Below are 15,746 nucleotides of genomic sequence, written 5' to 3'. Positions count from 1 at the left end.
GTTTTTAAAGAAAAATTTTAATCGTACAGAGTAAAAAGACCCATAAAGATCCATTTTGGTTTTTTACTCGCTATTTGAAAATAATATTGGCGTTAACCAATAATATTTCGTCAATATTTATAAAATAGGTAAATAGAATGTTGAAAGTATATCGTGGAGAGCTACTGCATTTTTTGGCTGATCCAGCCAAAGTTGCTCTGCAAGAAAGTTATCAGTACATCGAAGATGGCCTACTCATTATTAAAGATGGACTCATTGAACAAATTGGTGAAGCTGAAGCGCTGCTTGCGTCATTAGATAAAGACCTTGACGTCATTCACTATGAGAATGGCTTAATCATGCCTGGCTTTATTGATACCCACGTGCATTATCCGCAAACAGAAATGATTGCGTCATATGGTGAACAATTATTGGAATGGTTAGAAAATTATACTTTTCCATTTGAACGTCAATTTTCTGACCTAGAACACGGTAAAAAAGTAGCAGAGTTCTTTTTAAGCCAATTACTTGAAGCGGGTACTACCACCGCCTTAGTTTTTGGCACTGTGCATAAAGAGTCAGTAGAAGCATTTTTCACTGTCGCTCAGCAGAAGAAATTACGCATGATTTGCGGCAAAGTGTTAATGGATCAAAATTGCCCTGACTACTTAACTGACACCGCCGAAAGTGGCTATGAAGACAGTAAAGCATTAATCGAAAAGTGGCATAACACCGACCGTTTACAATATGCCATTACTCCTAGGTTTGCACCTACTTGTTCAACAGAGCAACTTAATAAAGCAGGTCAATTGTTAGCCGAAAATCCAAGTGTCTATTTACATACTCATTTAAGTGAAAACAAAGCAGAAATTGCTTGGGTAGAAGAACTTTTTCCAGACAGTGACGGTTATTTAGATGTTTATGATAAAAGTAAATTACTGGGTCGACGTAGCGTCTTTGCTCATGGTGTTCATTTACATGATAGTGAATGTAAACGCTTAGGCGAAACCGGCTCGGCTATTGCTTTTTGTCCTAGTTCAAACTTGTTTTTAGGTAGCGGCTTATTTAATCTTAAACAAGCACAAGCGTTTGATGTCAATGTTGGCTTAGGAAGTGATATTGGTGCAGGCACAACATTTTCTATGTTGAGCACCATAAATGAAGGTTATAAAACACAGCAACTGCGTGGCGATAAACTCAGCCCATTTAAGTCGCTTTATCTAGCCACTTTAGGTGGTGCTATTGCTTTAGATCTTGAAGGCACGATTGGTAATTTTGTTAAAGGCGCTGAAGCAGACTTTATCGTGCTTGATTATCACGCGACGCCGTTAATGGATAGACGCATGCAACATTGTAAAACATTATCAGAAAAACTATTTATTTTAAGTATGTTAGGCGACGAGCGCCATATTAAAGCGACTCATATTATGGGTGAGCGAGTATAAAATTACTCGCTCAAGCTTAAAAAATAGTAACAACAAAAATTAAAATTAAAGACTTTGAACACTAAGGAATATTATGGATCCGTATATTAATGAATGGCTAAATTTAGTCATTCGGTTTGCTCACCTTATTACGGGCATCGCCTGGATAGGTGCGTCTTTTTACTTTGTTTGGTTAGACAACCATTTAGAAACACCACCGCAAGAAAAAGCCGATAAAGGCATTGGCGGCGATCTTTGGGCTATTCACGGCGGTGGCTTCTACGAAGTGGCCAAATATAAACTTGCCCCACCAAAAATGCCAGCGACATTACATTGGTTTAAATGGGAAGCGTATACCACTTGGATCACAGGGTTTTTATTATTATCATTGATGTTTTACGTCGGTGCTGAATCTTATTTAATTGATAAGCGCGTTGCGGATTTATCGCAGATGCAAGCCATTTTATTAGGCCTTGGCTCTATTGTGGTAGGCGTCGGTATTTATGAATTTTTAGTCCGTACCAAGCTAAGAAACCATGGCATTATTTTAGGGTTAATCTTAATCGTTGTTGCTACGGCGTTGTCTTATGGTTTAACCCAAATATTTAGTGCGCGTGGTGCTTACATGCACATGGGCGCTATCATAGGTACGATTATGGCGGGCAACGTGTTTTTCGGTATTATGCCGTCACAACGTGCCTTAGTTAAAGCGGTTGAAGAAGGTAAAGCGCCAGATCCAGCTTATGGCTTAAACGCGAAAGTGCGCTCGACTCATAATACTTATACGACCTTGCCAATTATCTTTATTATGATTTCAAATCATTACCCAATGACCTTTAATCATAGCGCTAATTGGTTAATATTAATTGCTATTATTTTGATCACTGCCGCCGTTCGCCAGTATTTTGTCTTACGTCATTTTGGTAAACAAAAACCACTAATATTAGTAGCGTCTGTAGTTGCCACGGTTGTGCTAGCGGTTGCTATCGCACCGCGTTCAGTTGAAATCAGCGAAGCGCAGCAACAACAGGTGGTGACAAACGCACAAGTAACACAAATAATAGAGCAACGTTGTGGCTCATGTCACTCAGAAAATCCTACAGATGATATTTTTACTATCGCACCTGCAGGCATTGTATTTTCTGATATTGACACAGTTAAACAGTGGGCTCCTCGCATTCAAGCGCGAGTAATCGACGCTAAAGATATGCCATTTATGAATAAATCTGAAATGACAGACGATGAGCGAACTACCTTAGCGATTTGGTTAGCGAAATTAAAATAGTTTTCTCTACTGTACTTAAGGTACAGTTTTGAAATGTAGTTTACTTAAAAGGCAGTTATATTAACTGCCTTTTTATCTTTCGCTTTTCATTGCTTTAATAATATAAAGCAATAATACATGTAGGTCGGGCTTTAGCTCGTCACAGAAGCTACAACACTATTAACAGCGTACTTTAGAATATGTTCTATTATGACGAATTAGCTATCCAGCGGATTAAAAAACGCATTATTTTAATTGGTAATACGTATTAAAAATATAAAATATCAGTAGGACTTTCGACTATATTTAGCGGTTACAGGTCTTATTTAAATAGGAATTTTTGTGAGTAAAGACAAAGTATTAGAAGGTAGTATTCGACAAAAGAACAAGGCTATTATTTTTGACGCTGCGAAGAAAGAGTTTGTAACCTATGGTTTCAAAGGCGCGTCGATAAAACGTATAGCCGAGCGGGCGAATATAGCTCGAGCTAATATTCATTACTACTTTAAAGATAAAACAGACTTATATCAGCAATTACTCAGTAATATTATTGCCGTGTGGAATAGAGATTACGACACGCTCAATGTTGATAACGATCCCAAAGAAGTACTTAGCGCCTATATTCGTGCGAAAGTCATGCACTCTAAAAATGATCCTGACGCTTCAAGAATATTTGCAAGTGAATTAATTCATGGTGCACCTGTGCTAAACGAATACTTAAATAATGATTTTAAGGTTTGGTTAAACAGTAAAGTTATGATTATCGAGTCATGGGTAAAACAAGGCTTAATTGACCCTGTAAATCCGCACCATTTATTATTTTTAATATGGAGTTCAACACAACATTACGCCGACTTTAATGTGCAAGTTGTTGCTGCTCTAGATAAAGAAGCCATGAGTGACGATGACTTTGAAGATGTGGTTACGTCATTAACACAAATCATACTTAAAGGCTGTGGTATTAGCTAAAGGAGTTTATAAACGCCGGTCATTTACGACCGTATCGCGACAATTTTCCAACTAACAAGTACAGATAGTACAGTTAATGCAGTTAATGCAGGTATTGCTAATAGTGTTAGCGCTTAAGCGTTTTTAGTGAATTTTGTCGGCGCTGATCGTATCATCGCCGACGTTGTTTGCACTATAAATTAAGATGAATTTAACGTTATGGTTGAAATTTAAATTATAGCGAGAAATAGCTTGCCAAACCTTGCTCTTCTGCCAACTCAGCTGCAACCGATGCTACGGCTAAATCTTGTAAGCCAACACCTGTGCCGTCGAATAAAGTAATTTCACCATCACTTGTTCTACCGGGTTTAACACCATTGATAACATCGCCAATTGGTACAATATCAGCTTCTTTAATTAAACCAGAAGCAATAGCATGTTGTGCTTCACCAATGGTAATAGATTGTGCTAGTTCATCAGTAAACACGGTTGCAGTTGCTAATAGTGCAGCATCTACTTCTTGCTTACCTTTAGTATCGGTACCCATACACGCGATGTGCGTACCAGGTTTTACCCAGTTTTTATCGATTAAAGATTCAAATGCTGAAGTGATCGTGATAATAACGTCAGCTTGTGAGCAAAGCTCTTCACGGCTTACCGCTTCAAATGGGATGTTCAGCTCTTTACATACGCCAGCAAGGTTACTCAATTTGTCAGCGTGTAAATTCCAACCAACAACTTTTTCAAAATTACGTTGCTCTAGTGCTGCACGTAATTGAAAGGTCGATTGGTGACCAGCACCGACCATACCCAATACTTTAGCGTCTTTACGTGCTAAATGGGCAATCGACACAGCAGAAGATGCGGCTGTACGAACGGCTGTTAAGTAGTTGCCACCGACCAGCGATTTTAATTTTCCCGTGTCAGGATCAAATAAAATAACCGTTGACTGATGATTTGTTAAACCTTTTTCTGTATTACCAGGCCAGTAACCACCAGATTTTAAGCCTAACACCATACCATCGCGATCAAAGCCTGATTTAAAACCATATAATGCATTTTCATGGCCTATTGCTTCGCGGATCACAGGGAAATTATAGGCAGTATTTTTTGCCATAGCAGCAAAAACACTTTCGACAGCAGTAAACGCGTTATCACGTCCCACTATTTTTTGGCATACCGCTTCAGATATTACTGAAACGCCTTTGTTTTGATGGGTTGTTGAATGACTCATGTATGTATCCTTAAATAATGCTCCCTCTAATATAAGCTAAAGAGGGCAATGATATAAATTGATGCTATATCACTGAACATTTAAAAAAACTCCCAAAGGCTAATGTTAGAAGGGGGAAGTTCGTTATCGCCGGTTGGGTGGCTTACTGTAAACGACACTTTTAACATTTGCGCTAAGGGAGAAATATAAAACTTTTATAAAATTAACGCTTAACTTAGAAAGCTTTACCACGTGCAGACACTGGCCATAAAACTTCTACTTTACCGTTACGCACACCAACATAGTAGTCATGTACGTTACAAGTAGGATCACAATGACCCGGTACTAGCTTTAATTTTTCATTAATTTTTAATGTGCCATTAGGATCTGAAATCACCCCATGTTCATCTGAACATTTGATATATTCAACATCATTGCGACCAAATATGTAAGGTAAACCACTATCTACAGACTGTGCTTTAAGACCCGCATCGCAAATCGCCTTGTCAGCTTTTGTGTGACTCATTACTGACGTTAAGATGAATAAAGCGTTTTCAAATTCTGATATTTTTTTACCATCTTTATCAAGGATACGTTGGTAATCAGCATCCATAAACGCATAAGAACCACATTGTAATTCATTGAATACGCCTGAGTTACCTTCAAAATAGTAAGATCCAGTACCACCACCGCCTACAATGTCACATTCAAGGCCTTCAGCTTTAAGCATTTCAATTGTGCGCGCTACCATGCCAATTGCAATATCCAGTTTTTCTTTGCGTGCTTCGTAGCTTTCCATGTGCTGCATTGCACCTTGGTATGCTTGAATACCCGCAAATTTTAAACCTGGTGTTGCATGTATCGCTTTAGCAATATCGACAACCGGTTGACCTTCACTAACACCACAACGGCCAGCACCACAGTCAATTTCAACTAAACATTCAATTTCAGTGCCGTGTTTTTTAACTGCTAGTGCAAGTTCTGCCACATTTTCAATATCATCTACACAGCAAAGTGTGCGAGCACCTAGTTTAGGCATACGGGCTAATCGGTCAATTTTCGCTGGGTCACGCACTTGGTTTGATACAAGAACATCTTTAATACCGCCGCGAGCAAATACTTCAGCTTCAGAAACTTTTTGACAACATACACCACAACTATCACCAAGTTTTTCTTGTAATAGGGCAATATCAACAGATTTATGCATTTTACCGTGTACGCGATGACGAACACCCATTTCTTTTGCATAGTTCCCCATAGTGACAATGTTTCGCTCTAAAGCGTCTAAATCAACCACTAAACAAGGGGTTTGAATATCAGCTTCTGCCATACCAATGGCTGCGGGAACGTCGTAACCTACTTCTAAATTGCTTGTTGTCATTTTATCTCCAAAATTTCTGTTGTTATTAAGTTTATATCTTTGAATTTAATCTATTTATTCATCCATGGCAGTTTGTCTAAATCGACATTACCACCGGTAAGAATTACCCCAATACGTTTACCTTTGAAAACGTTTGGGTTTTTAAGAATAATGGCTAAGGTGACAGCACTACTAGGCTCTACGACTATTTTCATACGCAGCCAAATGAGCTTCATTGCAGCGATAATTTCATCTTCTGTTGCCGTTAAAATGTCGGTAACGTGATTTTTAACAAAATGCCAAGTTAAATCTTTTAGGGGAACTTTAAGACCGTCTGCCACCGTATCTGGAGCATCGTCAGCAATAATATGACCGGCTTTAAATGATCGGGCTGCATCGTCAGCATTTAGTGGCTCTGCCGCATATATTTTTATGTTAGGCGCTATGGTCGATAAGGTTAAGCAAGTGCCTGAAATCATGCCGCCGCCACCAATGGGAGCGACCACCATATCTAAATTTTTTACCTGGCTGGCTAGCTCCTTTGAGCAAGTTGCTTGGCCGGCAATTACCCGCGGGTCATTGTAAGGATGCACAAAATCAGCACCCGATTTAGCCACAACATCTGCAAACACCGCTTCACGCGATGTAGTCGAAGGTTCGCACTCAATAATAGTGCCGCCATAACCAATTACTGCGTCTTTTTTCGCTTGCGGGGCCGTTCTTGGCATAACAACCGTAACGGGAATACCGCGTCGACCGGCCGCATAAGACAGCGATAACGCATGGTTACCTGATGAATGCGTAGCAACACCAATTTTTGCTGCTTCTTCTGATAAACCAAACACAGCGTTACATGCACCACGCACTTTAAATGCGGCGGCCTTTTGTAAATTTTCACATTTGAAATACAGCTCGGCACCGGTTAGTTCATTTAAAAACCGCGAAGTTAAAATAGGCGTTTCATGAATATATGGTTTAATACGTTCATGTGCTTCGAGTACATCATCATAGGTTGGAATGTACATTTTATCTTGTGTTGGACTGTTCAAATTTGACTCCTTTTCTACCGGGTGAACGCTATTTGTTAAACGATGGCTATGTTTTCTAATGTTTTGATTAATATAAAAATATTATCTATCTTATGTTTAAATTTTTACATGGTTTCTTATGTCTTTTGTTCCTTACAAATTGCTATGTGTTTTGTTATTTACAATATAAGTAGGCTTAATTTCTAATTAATTCCACCTTATGGAAAATATTCAGTTCACGCAAATAAGATGGATTTCATCATGTGAAATATAATTATTTCACTATTAAGTATATTAAATTTTACCCTTAAATTTCAGTATCTTATTGTTTACTTGTTTTTTTAATTGCCTTATTTTTCATAATGTGAAATTGATATGAGTCTGTTAGACTATTTATTAATGTAGTTTTAGCTTTATATTTGAATATAGAATTTGACGAGTAGGGTAGCGAACACAATGGATAATAATCTTATGAAAAAACATAAACCAGAATCTCGAATTCAAGTTATCGACAGAGCGGCGATGCTATTAGACGCAATCTCACGCTACTCTTTACCCGTAACACTTAAGGCGCTTAGTGCTGACACTAACTTAGCGCCTTCGACCGCTTTTAGAATTTTACATTCCTTGATCGATAACCATTTTGTCGATCGAGATACCGCTGGCAGATATCAGTTAAGTGGTCGACTAATCCGCTTGAGTAGTAACCAAAGTAAAGATATAGATTTTCGTCAAGTTGCCATACCTTATATGGAAAAGCTGCGTGATAAATTTGGTGAAACGATTAATCTAACCACCCGAGAAGGTGACGTGATTATTTATGTTGAAAAATCAATTCCTAACAGAATGATGCATGTACAGCAGATTATTGGCAGTCGCGCGCCCTTACACGTGACAGGTGTTGGCAAGATGATGTTAGGAAGAGAGGGCGTAGAAGGCATTCACGGTTATGCTCAACGGACAAATTTACCAACTTATACACGTAAAACCTTTTCCAAATTAGAAGCTCTGGTAGAAGAATGTCACGCGTGTGTTGAAAAAGGTTACGCCTTCGACAATGAAGAGGCTGAAATAGGCGTAGGCTGTATTGGCGTACTTTTATATGACAGATACGGTGAAGTTGTCGCCGGTTTATCTGTCTCTGCACCCATTCAAAGACGAAAAGATGAATGGGTAAAGCATTTAGTCAAAGCCGGTAAATCAATTTCCATCGAGCTTGGTTATGTCACTAGTAAGGCATAAAAGGCGATAGCATTATTGAATTAACCTGACAAACCTGACTAAAGTCTAAGCGCATAAAGATTAACGTTAAATAGGGCGATCAAATGCATAACATAGGGTATTTGTGCTTCCTGTTTAAACCAAATTTTAAAAACTAAAGAGTGAATACTATGTTAACAATAAATAGATTAAATCAATCAGAAGCTAAATTAATTATTGATGGAGCGGTGACTAAGGCCAAGGAATTCGGTATACCTATGTGTATTTCGGTGGTAGATGAATCAGGAAATTTAATTGCTTTTGAACGTATGGATGGAGGGAAAATTCACAGTATTACACTTTCACAAGATAAAGCGTTTACCGCAGCATCAGCCCGAAAGGGCACACATATATTTAATCAAGTTTGTATTCCGGGACATGAAAATAATTTATTTGGTATACACACAGCGTTAGGTGGGCGTATGTGTATCGTTGGAGGTGGCCTACCAATTTTCTACAAAAATGAAGTAGTTGGTGGCATTGGTGTTAGTTCAGGCTCTCCAGAGCAGGATTTAGGTTGTGCACAAGCAGGTGTTGATACATTTAGCCGTATTTCTTCGTAAGATAAGTGTCATACCAAGTTGATTAATTAGCTGCTCATTTTTAATGGTTAAAATAAATAACGACGGCGTTATAAAATTTATAAGTAGAATACCTACTGACTAAATATTATGCCTTGTCATTATCCATTTTTCCTCATGAAAAAGTAGAACACTTATTTAATCAAATTAGTTTAAAGCCAAATTAGTCAGCAGTAATGTTTATAACTATTACTGATATTTTACGAAAATTAACACCAATAACCCATGAGTGACCTTTCATTCATGGGTTTTTTCATGCGGTAAAACTCGTTAAGTCAGTCGTAAATTGAACTCTGCAATAAAACTAATTTCTTGACACTATTGACAGGTTTTTAGGTTTAAGGATAGGATTGATGTGTTGCTCTGTAACAAGTAAAAAGTAAAAATATGACAGGGTGCACAAAAAAATAGCTCACGAAAGTTAAATTTTAAAAATATTTATACACTGCCAGTATTGTAACCAAGGCAGAAAGACGTAAAAAGTCCTGATGTATTTTTTAGCAAAATGAGTGATGATTCGTCAATATGTGCAACAACATATGGGTCAAACTTTAGCATAATAAAAAATGCCCTAATATATAAACAACAAGAGAGTTGTAGTTATGGATCAAGCGAGTGATGTTGGCGAAAAAAACACCAGCGAATTAAGTTTTTTAGAACGTTTATTTAAATTAAATTCGCATAATACTAACGTAAAAACAGAGCTTATGGCGGGTCTTACAACATTTGTAACCATGTCATACATCATGTTTTTAAATCCAATTATTATGTCGAAAACAGGTATGCCTTTCGATGGTTTATTTCTTGCGACTTGTTTAGGCGCGGCTATTGCTACCATCATGATGGGGCTTTATGCAAACTGGCCGGTAGGACTAGCGCCCGGTATGGGGCTTAACGCCTTTTTTACCTTTTCTGTTGTTGGCTCTATGGGCTATAGCTGGGAAATTGCTTTAGGTGCGGTGTTTCTTTCAGGGGTTATTTTCGTTTTTATGAGTGTCACTCGGCTGCGAGAGTGGATGCTTGACAGTATTCCTCTAAGCCTTCGACTCGCTATGACGGCAGGCGTTGGATTATTCCTCGGCTTCATTGGTTTACGTTTCACTGGTATTGTTGTACCAGACCCAGATAATATTGTTGCGCTTGCTGACCTAACACATTTTGGCTTTGGTGAATTCGGTCCGGAAGCTCCAGCACTAGGCTTTTTAAGCTTTTTACTGATTGCAGTCTTGAGTTACCGAAAAGTATTTGGCGCGGTTTTAATAGGCATTGCGGTAACAACATTAATTGCCTTTATTATGACCTGGGTGCTACCAACAGACTTCTTTGTTGTAGCAGAAGCAGCTAAGTCATTTGCACCGGCTACTGGCTTTGTAAGTTATAATGGCATGTTAGCCGTGCCGGATTTTTCTGCCCTTGAACCTATACTTTGGAAAGCGGATATTGCAGGCGCCTTTCAAGTTGCTTTAATTCCCGTCATTGTTACTTTCTTATTTGTTAACATTTTTGATACCGCAGGTACATTAATGGGTGTTGCTGAACGGGCTAATTTACAAGACAAAAACGGTAAAATTGTTGGTTTAAGTAAGTCGTTAAAAGCAGATTCAATTTCTTCTGTTATCGGTACTGCTTTTGGTTGTCCGCCGGTTACATCTTACGTAGAGTCTGCCGCTGGTGTTGCTGTAGGAGGCCGTACAGGTTTAACCGCGGTCACTATTGGCTTGTTATTTGCTGTCGGTATGTTCTTTTTACCGCTAGCGCAAATGCTACCAGGCTTCGCGGTTGATGGCGCACTTATTTACGTTGCCATGTTGATGATGAGCTCTTTAAGAGGCTTAGATTGGGACGACTTAACCGAGTATGCACCAGCCGTAAGTACAACCGTTATGATGGCGTTTACATTCTCAATCGCTAACGGTATCGCTTTTGGTTTTATAACCTATACGGTGCTTAAATTAGGCTCAGGTAAATATAAAGATATATCAAATGGTGTTTGGGCGTTAACAGCATTATTTATTGCTAAATTTATCTTCTTAACATAATTACAGCATACTAAGATCATAAAAGCCTTTCATTTTGAAAGGCTTTTTGCTTTCTGGTAATAATTCTAATACTCATTGATTACAAATATTCAACAATAGCTAAGTTTTCATTAATTAGTGGTGTTTCATGGCAACTTGCCAATAGCCGTTTTAACCTTTATGCGTATAACATTTATCAATCGGAGCCAAAAGGAATTGCCCCAGTCAACCGGCGCGTAAAGCTGTACTGAGGTAAATCGATAAAGACGTAAAAAAAACAGGTATTTGAAATTCCCTATTAGAGAGTTTCAAATACCTGAGTTCATAGCGACTGAGTTAGTGCCATAATTTTAGCCGTCTGCGTTAATGGCTTTTATTAGTTCAGCAAGGCAAGCTTCGTTTTGCTCATGTGGCACTTGACATGTACCCGCCGCATTGTGTCCACCACCATTATATTTCAACATTAATTCGCCAACATTTGTTTTTGAACTGCGATCGAAGATAGACTTACCGGTAGCAAATACAGTATTTTGCTTTTTAAGCCCCCACATAATATGAATCGAGATATTACATTGTGGAAATAAGGCATAAATAACAAAACGATTACCGGAATAGATAATGTCTTCTTCCCTTAAGTCCAGCACAACTAAGTTATTGTGAACGGTTGCACAACGCTTTATTTGTGCTTTAAATTTTTCTTCATGTTCAAAGTAAAGATCGGTTCTTTCTTTAACATCGGGTAGGGCAAGTAACTCATCAATATTATGATCTTTGCCAAACTCGATTAAATCCATCATGAGTTCATAGTTAGAGATACGAAAGTTTCTAAACCGTCCTAAACCGGTGCGAGAATCCATTATAAAATTTAGTAATTCCCAACCTTTAGCATGTAAAACCTCTTCCATATTAAATTGCGCTGAGTCGCCTTTATCGACTGCCTCCATCATCTCTTTCCAGCTTGCTGGGAAAGTTTCAGCACCGCCGTAATAATCATATACAACACGTGCAGCTGAAGGGGCATCAGGGTCTATTACATGATTATCACGCTTTTTATTACGAATTGTTTCACTGTGATGATGGTCAAATGCGATATGCACTCCGTCAACAAAAGGTAAGTTAGTCGATATATCATCTGGACCTACAGCAATAATACCGTCTTGCATATCTTTTGGATGCACAAAGAGAATGTCGTCAACTAAATTAATATGCTTGAGCAAAATAGCACAAACTAAGCCATCGAAATCGCTCCGAGTGACCAAACGGTATTGTTTATTATCCGACTTTGTATTATCTGACATTGATTGTCTCCATATAGCTAGAATTCTTTTGTTATAGACCACTATATTGTTTATTCAAACATAATTACAAGAGATTAATTAATAACATAAAGAACTTATCGGCAAATAAAGTTGTTAATTTTTAGATTTTACCTTGCCATATTGTTGTTGGGTTAAAATTCAAAGTCGTCAGGATACTTATTCGTTATCTCCCAAATATAAGCTTATCTTTATTGTTAGGCAGGTAAGAAGACAAAAAAGGCTGCTAACTCAGAAGTTTAGTTTTTAATTCTCCTATAAAATGAATTTAATTAAAGCGAAACAGTATGTTGTGTTCAGCTAGATTTAATAAAGCGCGATAAATATATTTATAATCAGCTTTACAGGTATTTAAAACAGAAAGTATCATTAGAAACCAATAGCTATTTCAAATATTACAATTGTCATCTTTCATTCAAATTACTGTCATATAAATTGATTAATTTAAAGGAGATTATCAATAGGAGTATTTGTGATGCAAACTAAAAATTGGCAAGTAGAAAACTTAAGTGATATTGAAGAATATTTTGACTATCAGAAGAAAAAAAATAGTAAACAGGCTAAGCGTAAATGGCGAGAAATAGAAGCCTTTAAGGAGCAAAAAAGAATGCAGCGAGAAATGGCGTCTTATGATAGTTACGTAACGCATTAAATTTAAAATACCGTGCAGCTAAAAGTAATTTCTAGAGCGCCAATTATTGAAAATTCGTTGTCGTAGTTGGTGCGCTTAACTTCATTTTATTTGAATTAGCCAAACTTATTTACATTTCTCAGAAATTTCAGCTGATGTACTCTGGTCAAACCAAACAGCATTACGGTATAATCTGTTTTTTGCATTAACCGTGTATCGCTTCATGAAGTTTCCTGGACGCCGTCAACATAGACATTATTTCCCTGTAGATAATAAAAACCCGTTAACAAACCAAGTAAATCCTAGCTCAAATGCCACGCAAAACTATATTGTGGGTATTGATCAGGTGCTGGTCGATATTGAAGCTAAAGTGGATCAAGCATTTTTAGACGAATTTGATTTACACCGCGGCATGTCGCAAGTTATATCAGACGAAGTTACACAGCGTCTTTATCAGCGTTTAAAAGATGAATCTTTAATTAATTATGAGTTTGCCGGCGGAACGATTGGTAATACCATGCATAATTACTCGGTACTAGCGGATGACCGTTCGGTGTTACTCGGTGTTATGTCGAAAGATATTCATGTTGGTGATTATGCCTACCGATTCATTAGTAATACCTCTTCACGCGTCGATTTAAACTATCTTCAATCGGTTGATGGTCCCATTGGTCGTTGTTTCACCTTAATTGACGATACTGGCGAACGTACCTTTGGTATTAATGCCGGTTTAATTAACCGTTTACATCCTGATTCTATTGATGAGTCATTAATCGCTGGTGCATCAGCGTTGGTTATTAGCTCTTATCTTATGCGCACTCAACCTGGTGACACAATGACTGAAGCTGCTGTTAAAGCGGTAAAATGTGCGAATGCTGCCGGTGTACCGGTTGTACTAACCTTAGGCACTAGGTTTTTAATAGAAGAAGAACCTGAATTCTGGCGCGACTTCGTACACAAATATGTCAACATACTGACCATGAACGAAGAAGAAGCTTTAGCTATTACAGGCATTGAAGATCCTCTGCTTGCGGCTAATAAATGCCTAGATTGGGTTGATATGGTGATATGTACTGCCGGAAAAGATGGCTTATACTTAGCAGGTTATGTTGACGAGGTGTTTAAACGAGAAAGTGAATACCCATTACTATCTGGCGAGATCCACGAATTCAATCGTTATGAATATTCTCGCCCAATGTTACTAAACGACTGCAAAGAACCTATGCGAATTTACACCCATTCTGCGCCATATATGGGCGGTCCTGAAAGTATTAAAAATACCAATGGTGCTGGCGATGCGGCACTTGCGGCGATATTGCATGATTTAAGTGCTAATGTTTATCATAAAAATACGGTCGCTAACTCCAGCAAACATGAGCAACCGGCTTTAACGTATTCATCATTATCGCAAATGAGTAAATATGCCAACCGTGCAAGCTATGAAGTGTTAGTACAGCATTCGCCGCGTTTATCTCGTGGGTTACCAGAACGTGAAGACAGCTTAGACCAAGCTTATTGGGCACAGTAGTTCTTTCATTTACTTATAATTAAAAGCCAGCTCTCTTGGCGAGCAATTATGATAGTGACTATTTAATTAGTAAAATTAAGACTACAATGGCTGCGCTTTTTCGATGACAAAGCGCACCGAGCGTTCAATTATATCAATTTGATTAATCCCTTTAATGAGAATATTAACTTTTTTGCATGACAACTCTAACAACACATAAATCATCACAACGCCGCTTACTTATTGCACTTGCTATTACCAGTGTGTTTATGTTGTTACAGCTAGTTGGTGCCTTTTATGCCAATTCTTTGGCTGTATATGCCGATGCAGGGCATTTATTTGTTCATAATAGCTCACTATTTATTGCCTTAATTGCCTCAACCTTAGCGATAAAGTTTGGACAAACCTTTAGTGATGGATATCGTCGTCTAGAGTTATCAGGTGGATTGATTAACGGTACGTTATATATATTGATCAGTTGTTGGATTTTACTGCAAGGTGCTGACCGGTTATTTGGTCACGAGCATCATGACGAACATGAAATAAATACCTTTGTAATGTCAGCTGTTGCCTCGCTAGGCTTCTTATTTCACGGCGCCTCAGCGTATGTTTTATATAAAGGCCGTAAAGACAGTGTTAACGTTTACGCGGTATTCTTGCATACTTTTTTTGATTTACTGTCGACCATAGTTACCTTCGTTACCAGTATTGTCATTCATGCCACGGGTTGGACGGTTGTCGACTCATTATCAAGCATACTTATTTCTGTCTTTGTATTATTTACCGGCTCCAAGCTACTTTATAAATGTATTAAAGGCTTGTTTTTCAATGGCGTTAGGTTACCAGCGTTGAAGAAAATTGAAGCCGCTTTACAAAGTGTCGAACACATAGACAATGTGCATAACTTAATTGTTAAAAGCGACAACGGAGAAGTTGTAGTTGGTGCGCATATTGTACTCAAAAATCAATGTACATTAGAAAAACACGATGAAGTTTGTCGCTTTCAAGTCGAACGGGTATTAAAAGAACAGTTTGCTATCACAAACAGCGTTTTACAAGTTGAAGCGAGCGGTTGTAAACATAGTTAATATCAAGTGACTACCCCGATAACATTTTAGCAAAACTTTAACATCTTTCGATGCTTGAACGTGAGATGTTACCTGCATAACTTCTATTAACTTATTACCATAAATACCTGATATTTCATCGTTTCTCCC

The 15,746-nt window shown here is 38.0% G+C and carries 13 protein-coding genes; 9 read left to right on the top strand and 4 right to left on the bottom strand.

From position 1 onward, the window contains the following. Positions 1-137: 137 nt before the first annotated feature. The 3 genes from guaD (at position 138) to B5D82_RS18815 (ending at position 3,636) form a co-directional block, all read left to right on the top strand. Positions 138-1,424, top strand: a complete 1,287-nt coding sequence (gene guaD / locus B5D82_RS18825; protein WP_081153886.1) for a guanine deaminase — start codon at positions 138-140, stop codon at positions 1,422-1,424. A 73-nt stretch (positions 1,425-1,497) separates the two neighbouring features. After that, positions 1,498-2,688 (top strand): urate hydroxylase PuuD, encoded by a 1,191-nt coding sequence (locus tag B5D82_RS18820; protein WP_081153884.1) that lies wholly within the window; start codon positions 1,498-1,500, stop codon positions 2,686-2,688. Between the two features lie 321 nt (positions 2,689-3,009). Further along, the gene (locus B5D82_RS18815; protein WP_245807517.1) at positions 3,010-3,636 is read left to right on the top strand and encodes a TetR/AcrR family transcriptional regulator; all 627 of its coding nucleotides are present in this window, start codon (positions 3,010-3,012) and stop codon (positions 3,634-3,636) included. 214 nt (positions 3,637-3,850) lie between these two features. On the opposite strand, the gene bhcD is transcribed toward B5D82_RS18815, so the two are convergent. From bhcD to bhcB, 3 genes are all read right to left on the bottom strand, one after another. Further along, positions 3,851-4,849: an iminosuccinate reductase BhcD gene (gene bhcD, locus B5D82_RS18810; protein ID WP_081153880.1), complete on the bottom strand. Its 999-nt coding sequence runs from the start codon at positions 4,847-4,849 to the stop codon at positions 3,851-3,853. A 214-nt stretch (positions 4,850-5,063) separates the two neighbouring features. Beyond that, entirely contained in the window at positions 5,064-6,209 is a 1,146-nt protein-coding gene (gene bhcC / locus B5D82_RS18805) for a 3-hydroxy-D-aspartate aldolase BhcC (protein WP_081153878.1), read from the bottom strand. A 50-nt stretch (positions 6,210-6,259) separates the two neighbouring features. Next, positions 6,260-7,237 carry a beta-hydroxyaspartate dehydratase BhcB gene (gene bhcB / locus B5D82_RS18800; protein WP_081153876.1) on the bottom strand — a complete coding sequence of 326 codons (978 nt, stop codon included), beginning with the start codon at positions 7,235-7,237 and terminating at the stop codon, positions 6,260-6,262. A 450-nt stretch (positions 7,238-7,687) separates the two neighbouring features. Between bhcB and B5D82_RS18795 the strand changes: the two genes are divergently transcribed. The 3 genes from B5D82_RS18795 (at position 7,688) to B5D82_RS18785 (ending at position 11,096) form a co-directional block, all read left to right on the top strand. After that, positions 7,688-8,458, top strand: a complete 771-nt coding sequence (locus B5D82_RS18795) for an IclR family transcriptional regulator (protein WP_081154618.1) — start codon at positions 7,688-7,690, stop codon at positions 8,456-8,458. A 149-nt stretch (positions 8,459-8,607) separates the two neighbouring features. Next, entirely contained in the window at positions 8,608-9,039 is a 432-nt protein-coding gene (locus tag B5D82_RS18790) for a GlcG/HbpS family heme-binding protein (RefSeq protein WP_081153874.1), read from the top strand. 620 nt (positions 9,040-9,659) lie between these two features. After that, positions 9,660-11,096, top strand: coding sequence for an NCS2 family permease (locus tag B5D82_RS18785; protein ID WP_081153872.1), 1,437 nt, complete (start codon positions 9,660-9,662; stop codon positions 11,094-11,096). A 329-nt stretch (positions 11,097-11,425) separates the two neighbouring features. Here B5D82_RS18785 and B5D82_RS18780 read toward each other — a convergent pair whose 3' ends face one another. Then, positions 11,426-12,373 carry a DHH family phosphoesterase gene (locus B5D82_RS18780; protein ID WP_081153870.1) on the bottom strand — a complete coding sequence of 316 codons (948 nt, stop codon included), beginning with the start codon at positions 12,371-12,373 and terminating at the stop codon, positions 11,426-11,428. Between the two features lie 493 nt (positions 12,374-12,866). Between B5D82_RS18780 and B5D82_RS19960 the strand changes: the two genes are divergently transcribed. The 3 genes from B5D82_RS19960 (at position 12,867) to B5D82_RS18770 (ending at position 15,617) form a co-directional block, all read left to right on the top strand. Further along, a complete protein-coding gene (locus B5D82_RS19960; protein ID WP_157673935.1) occupies positions 12,867-13,043 on the top strand; it encodes a DUF3545 family protein in 177 nt (58 codons plus the stop codon). Positions 13,044-13,245: 202 nt separating this feature from the next. Further along, positions 13,246-14,550: an inosine/guanosine kinase gene (locus B5D82_RS18775; RefSeq protein WP_081153868.1), complete on the top strand. Its 1,305-nt coding sequence runs from the start codon at positions 13,246-13,248 to the stop codon at positions 14,548-14,550. Between the two features lie 176 nt (positions 14,551-14,726). After that, entirely contained in the window at positions 14,727-15,617 is an 891-nt protein-coding gene (locus B5D82_RS18770) for a cation diffusion facilitator family transporter (protein ID WP_081153866.1), read from the top strand. Positions 15,618-15,746 lie beyond the last annotated feature (129 nt).

This window comes from Cognaticolwellia beringensis (assembly GCF_002076895.1).
Taxonomy (GTDB): Bacteria; Pseudomonadota; Gammaproteobacteria; order Enterobacterales; family Alteromonadaceae; genus Cognaticolwellia; species Cognaticolwellia beringensis.
The sequence above is the reverse complement of the archived record's forward strand: the minus strand, read 5'-3'. Positions and strand labels throughout refer to the sequence as shown.

What these genes read in the sequence shown, in the direction of transcription:
- guaD (WP_081153886.1), top strand. Translation starts at nt 138, where the DNA reads ATGTTGAAAGTATATCGTGGAGAGCTACTGCATTTTTTGGCTGATCCA.
- B5D82_RS18820 (WP_081153884.1), top strand. Translation starts at nt 1,498, where the DNA reads ATGGATCCGTATATTAATGAATGGCTAAATTTAGTCATTCGGTTTGCT.
- bhcD (WP_081153880.1), bottom strand. Translation starts at nt 4,849, where the DNA reads ATGAGTCATTCAACAACCCATCAAAACAAAGGCGTTTCAGTAATATCT.
- bhcC (WP_081153878.1), bottom strand. Translation starts at nt 6,209, where the DNA reads ATGACAACAAGCAATTTAGAAGTAGGTTACGACGTTCCCGCAGCCATT.
- B5D82_RS18795 (WP_081154618.1), top strand. Translation starts at nt 7,688, where the DNA reads ATGAAAAAACATAAACCAGAATCTCGAATTCAAGTTATCGACAGAGCG.
- B5D82_RS18790 (WP_081153874.1), top strand. Translation starts at nt 8,608, where the DNA reads ATGTTAACAATAAATAGATTAAATCAATCAGAAGCTAAATTAATTATT.
- B5D82_RS18785 (WP_081153872.1), top strand. Translation starts at nt 9,660, where the DNA reads ATGGATCAAGCGAGTGATGTTGGCGAAAAAAACACCAGCGAATTAAGT.
- B5D82_RS18780 (WP_081153870.1), bottom strand. Translation starts at nt 12,373, where the DNA reads ATGTCAGATAATACAAAGTCGGATAATAAACAATACCGTTTGGTCACT.
- B5D82_RS19960 (WP_157673935.1), top strand. Translation starts at nt 12,867, where the DNA reads ATGCAAACTAAAAATTGGCAAGTAGAAAACTTAAGTGATATTGAAGAA.
- B5D82_RS18775 (WP_081153868.1), top strand. Translation starts at nt 13,246, where the DNA reads ATGAAGTTTCCTGGACGCCGTCAACATAGACATTATTTCCCTGTAGAT.
- B5D82_RS18770 (WP_081153866.1), top strand. Translation starts at nt 14,727, where the DNA reads ATGACAACTCTAACAACACATAAATCATCACAACGCCGCTTACTTATT.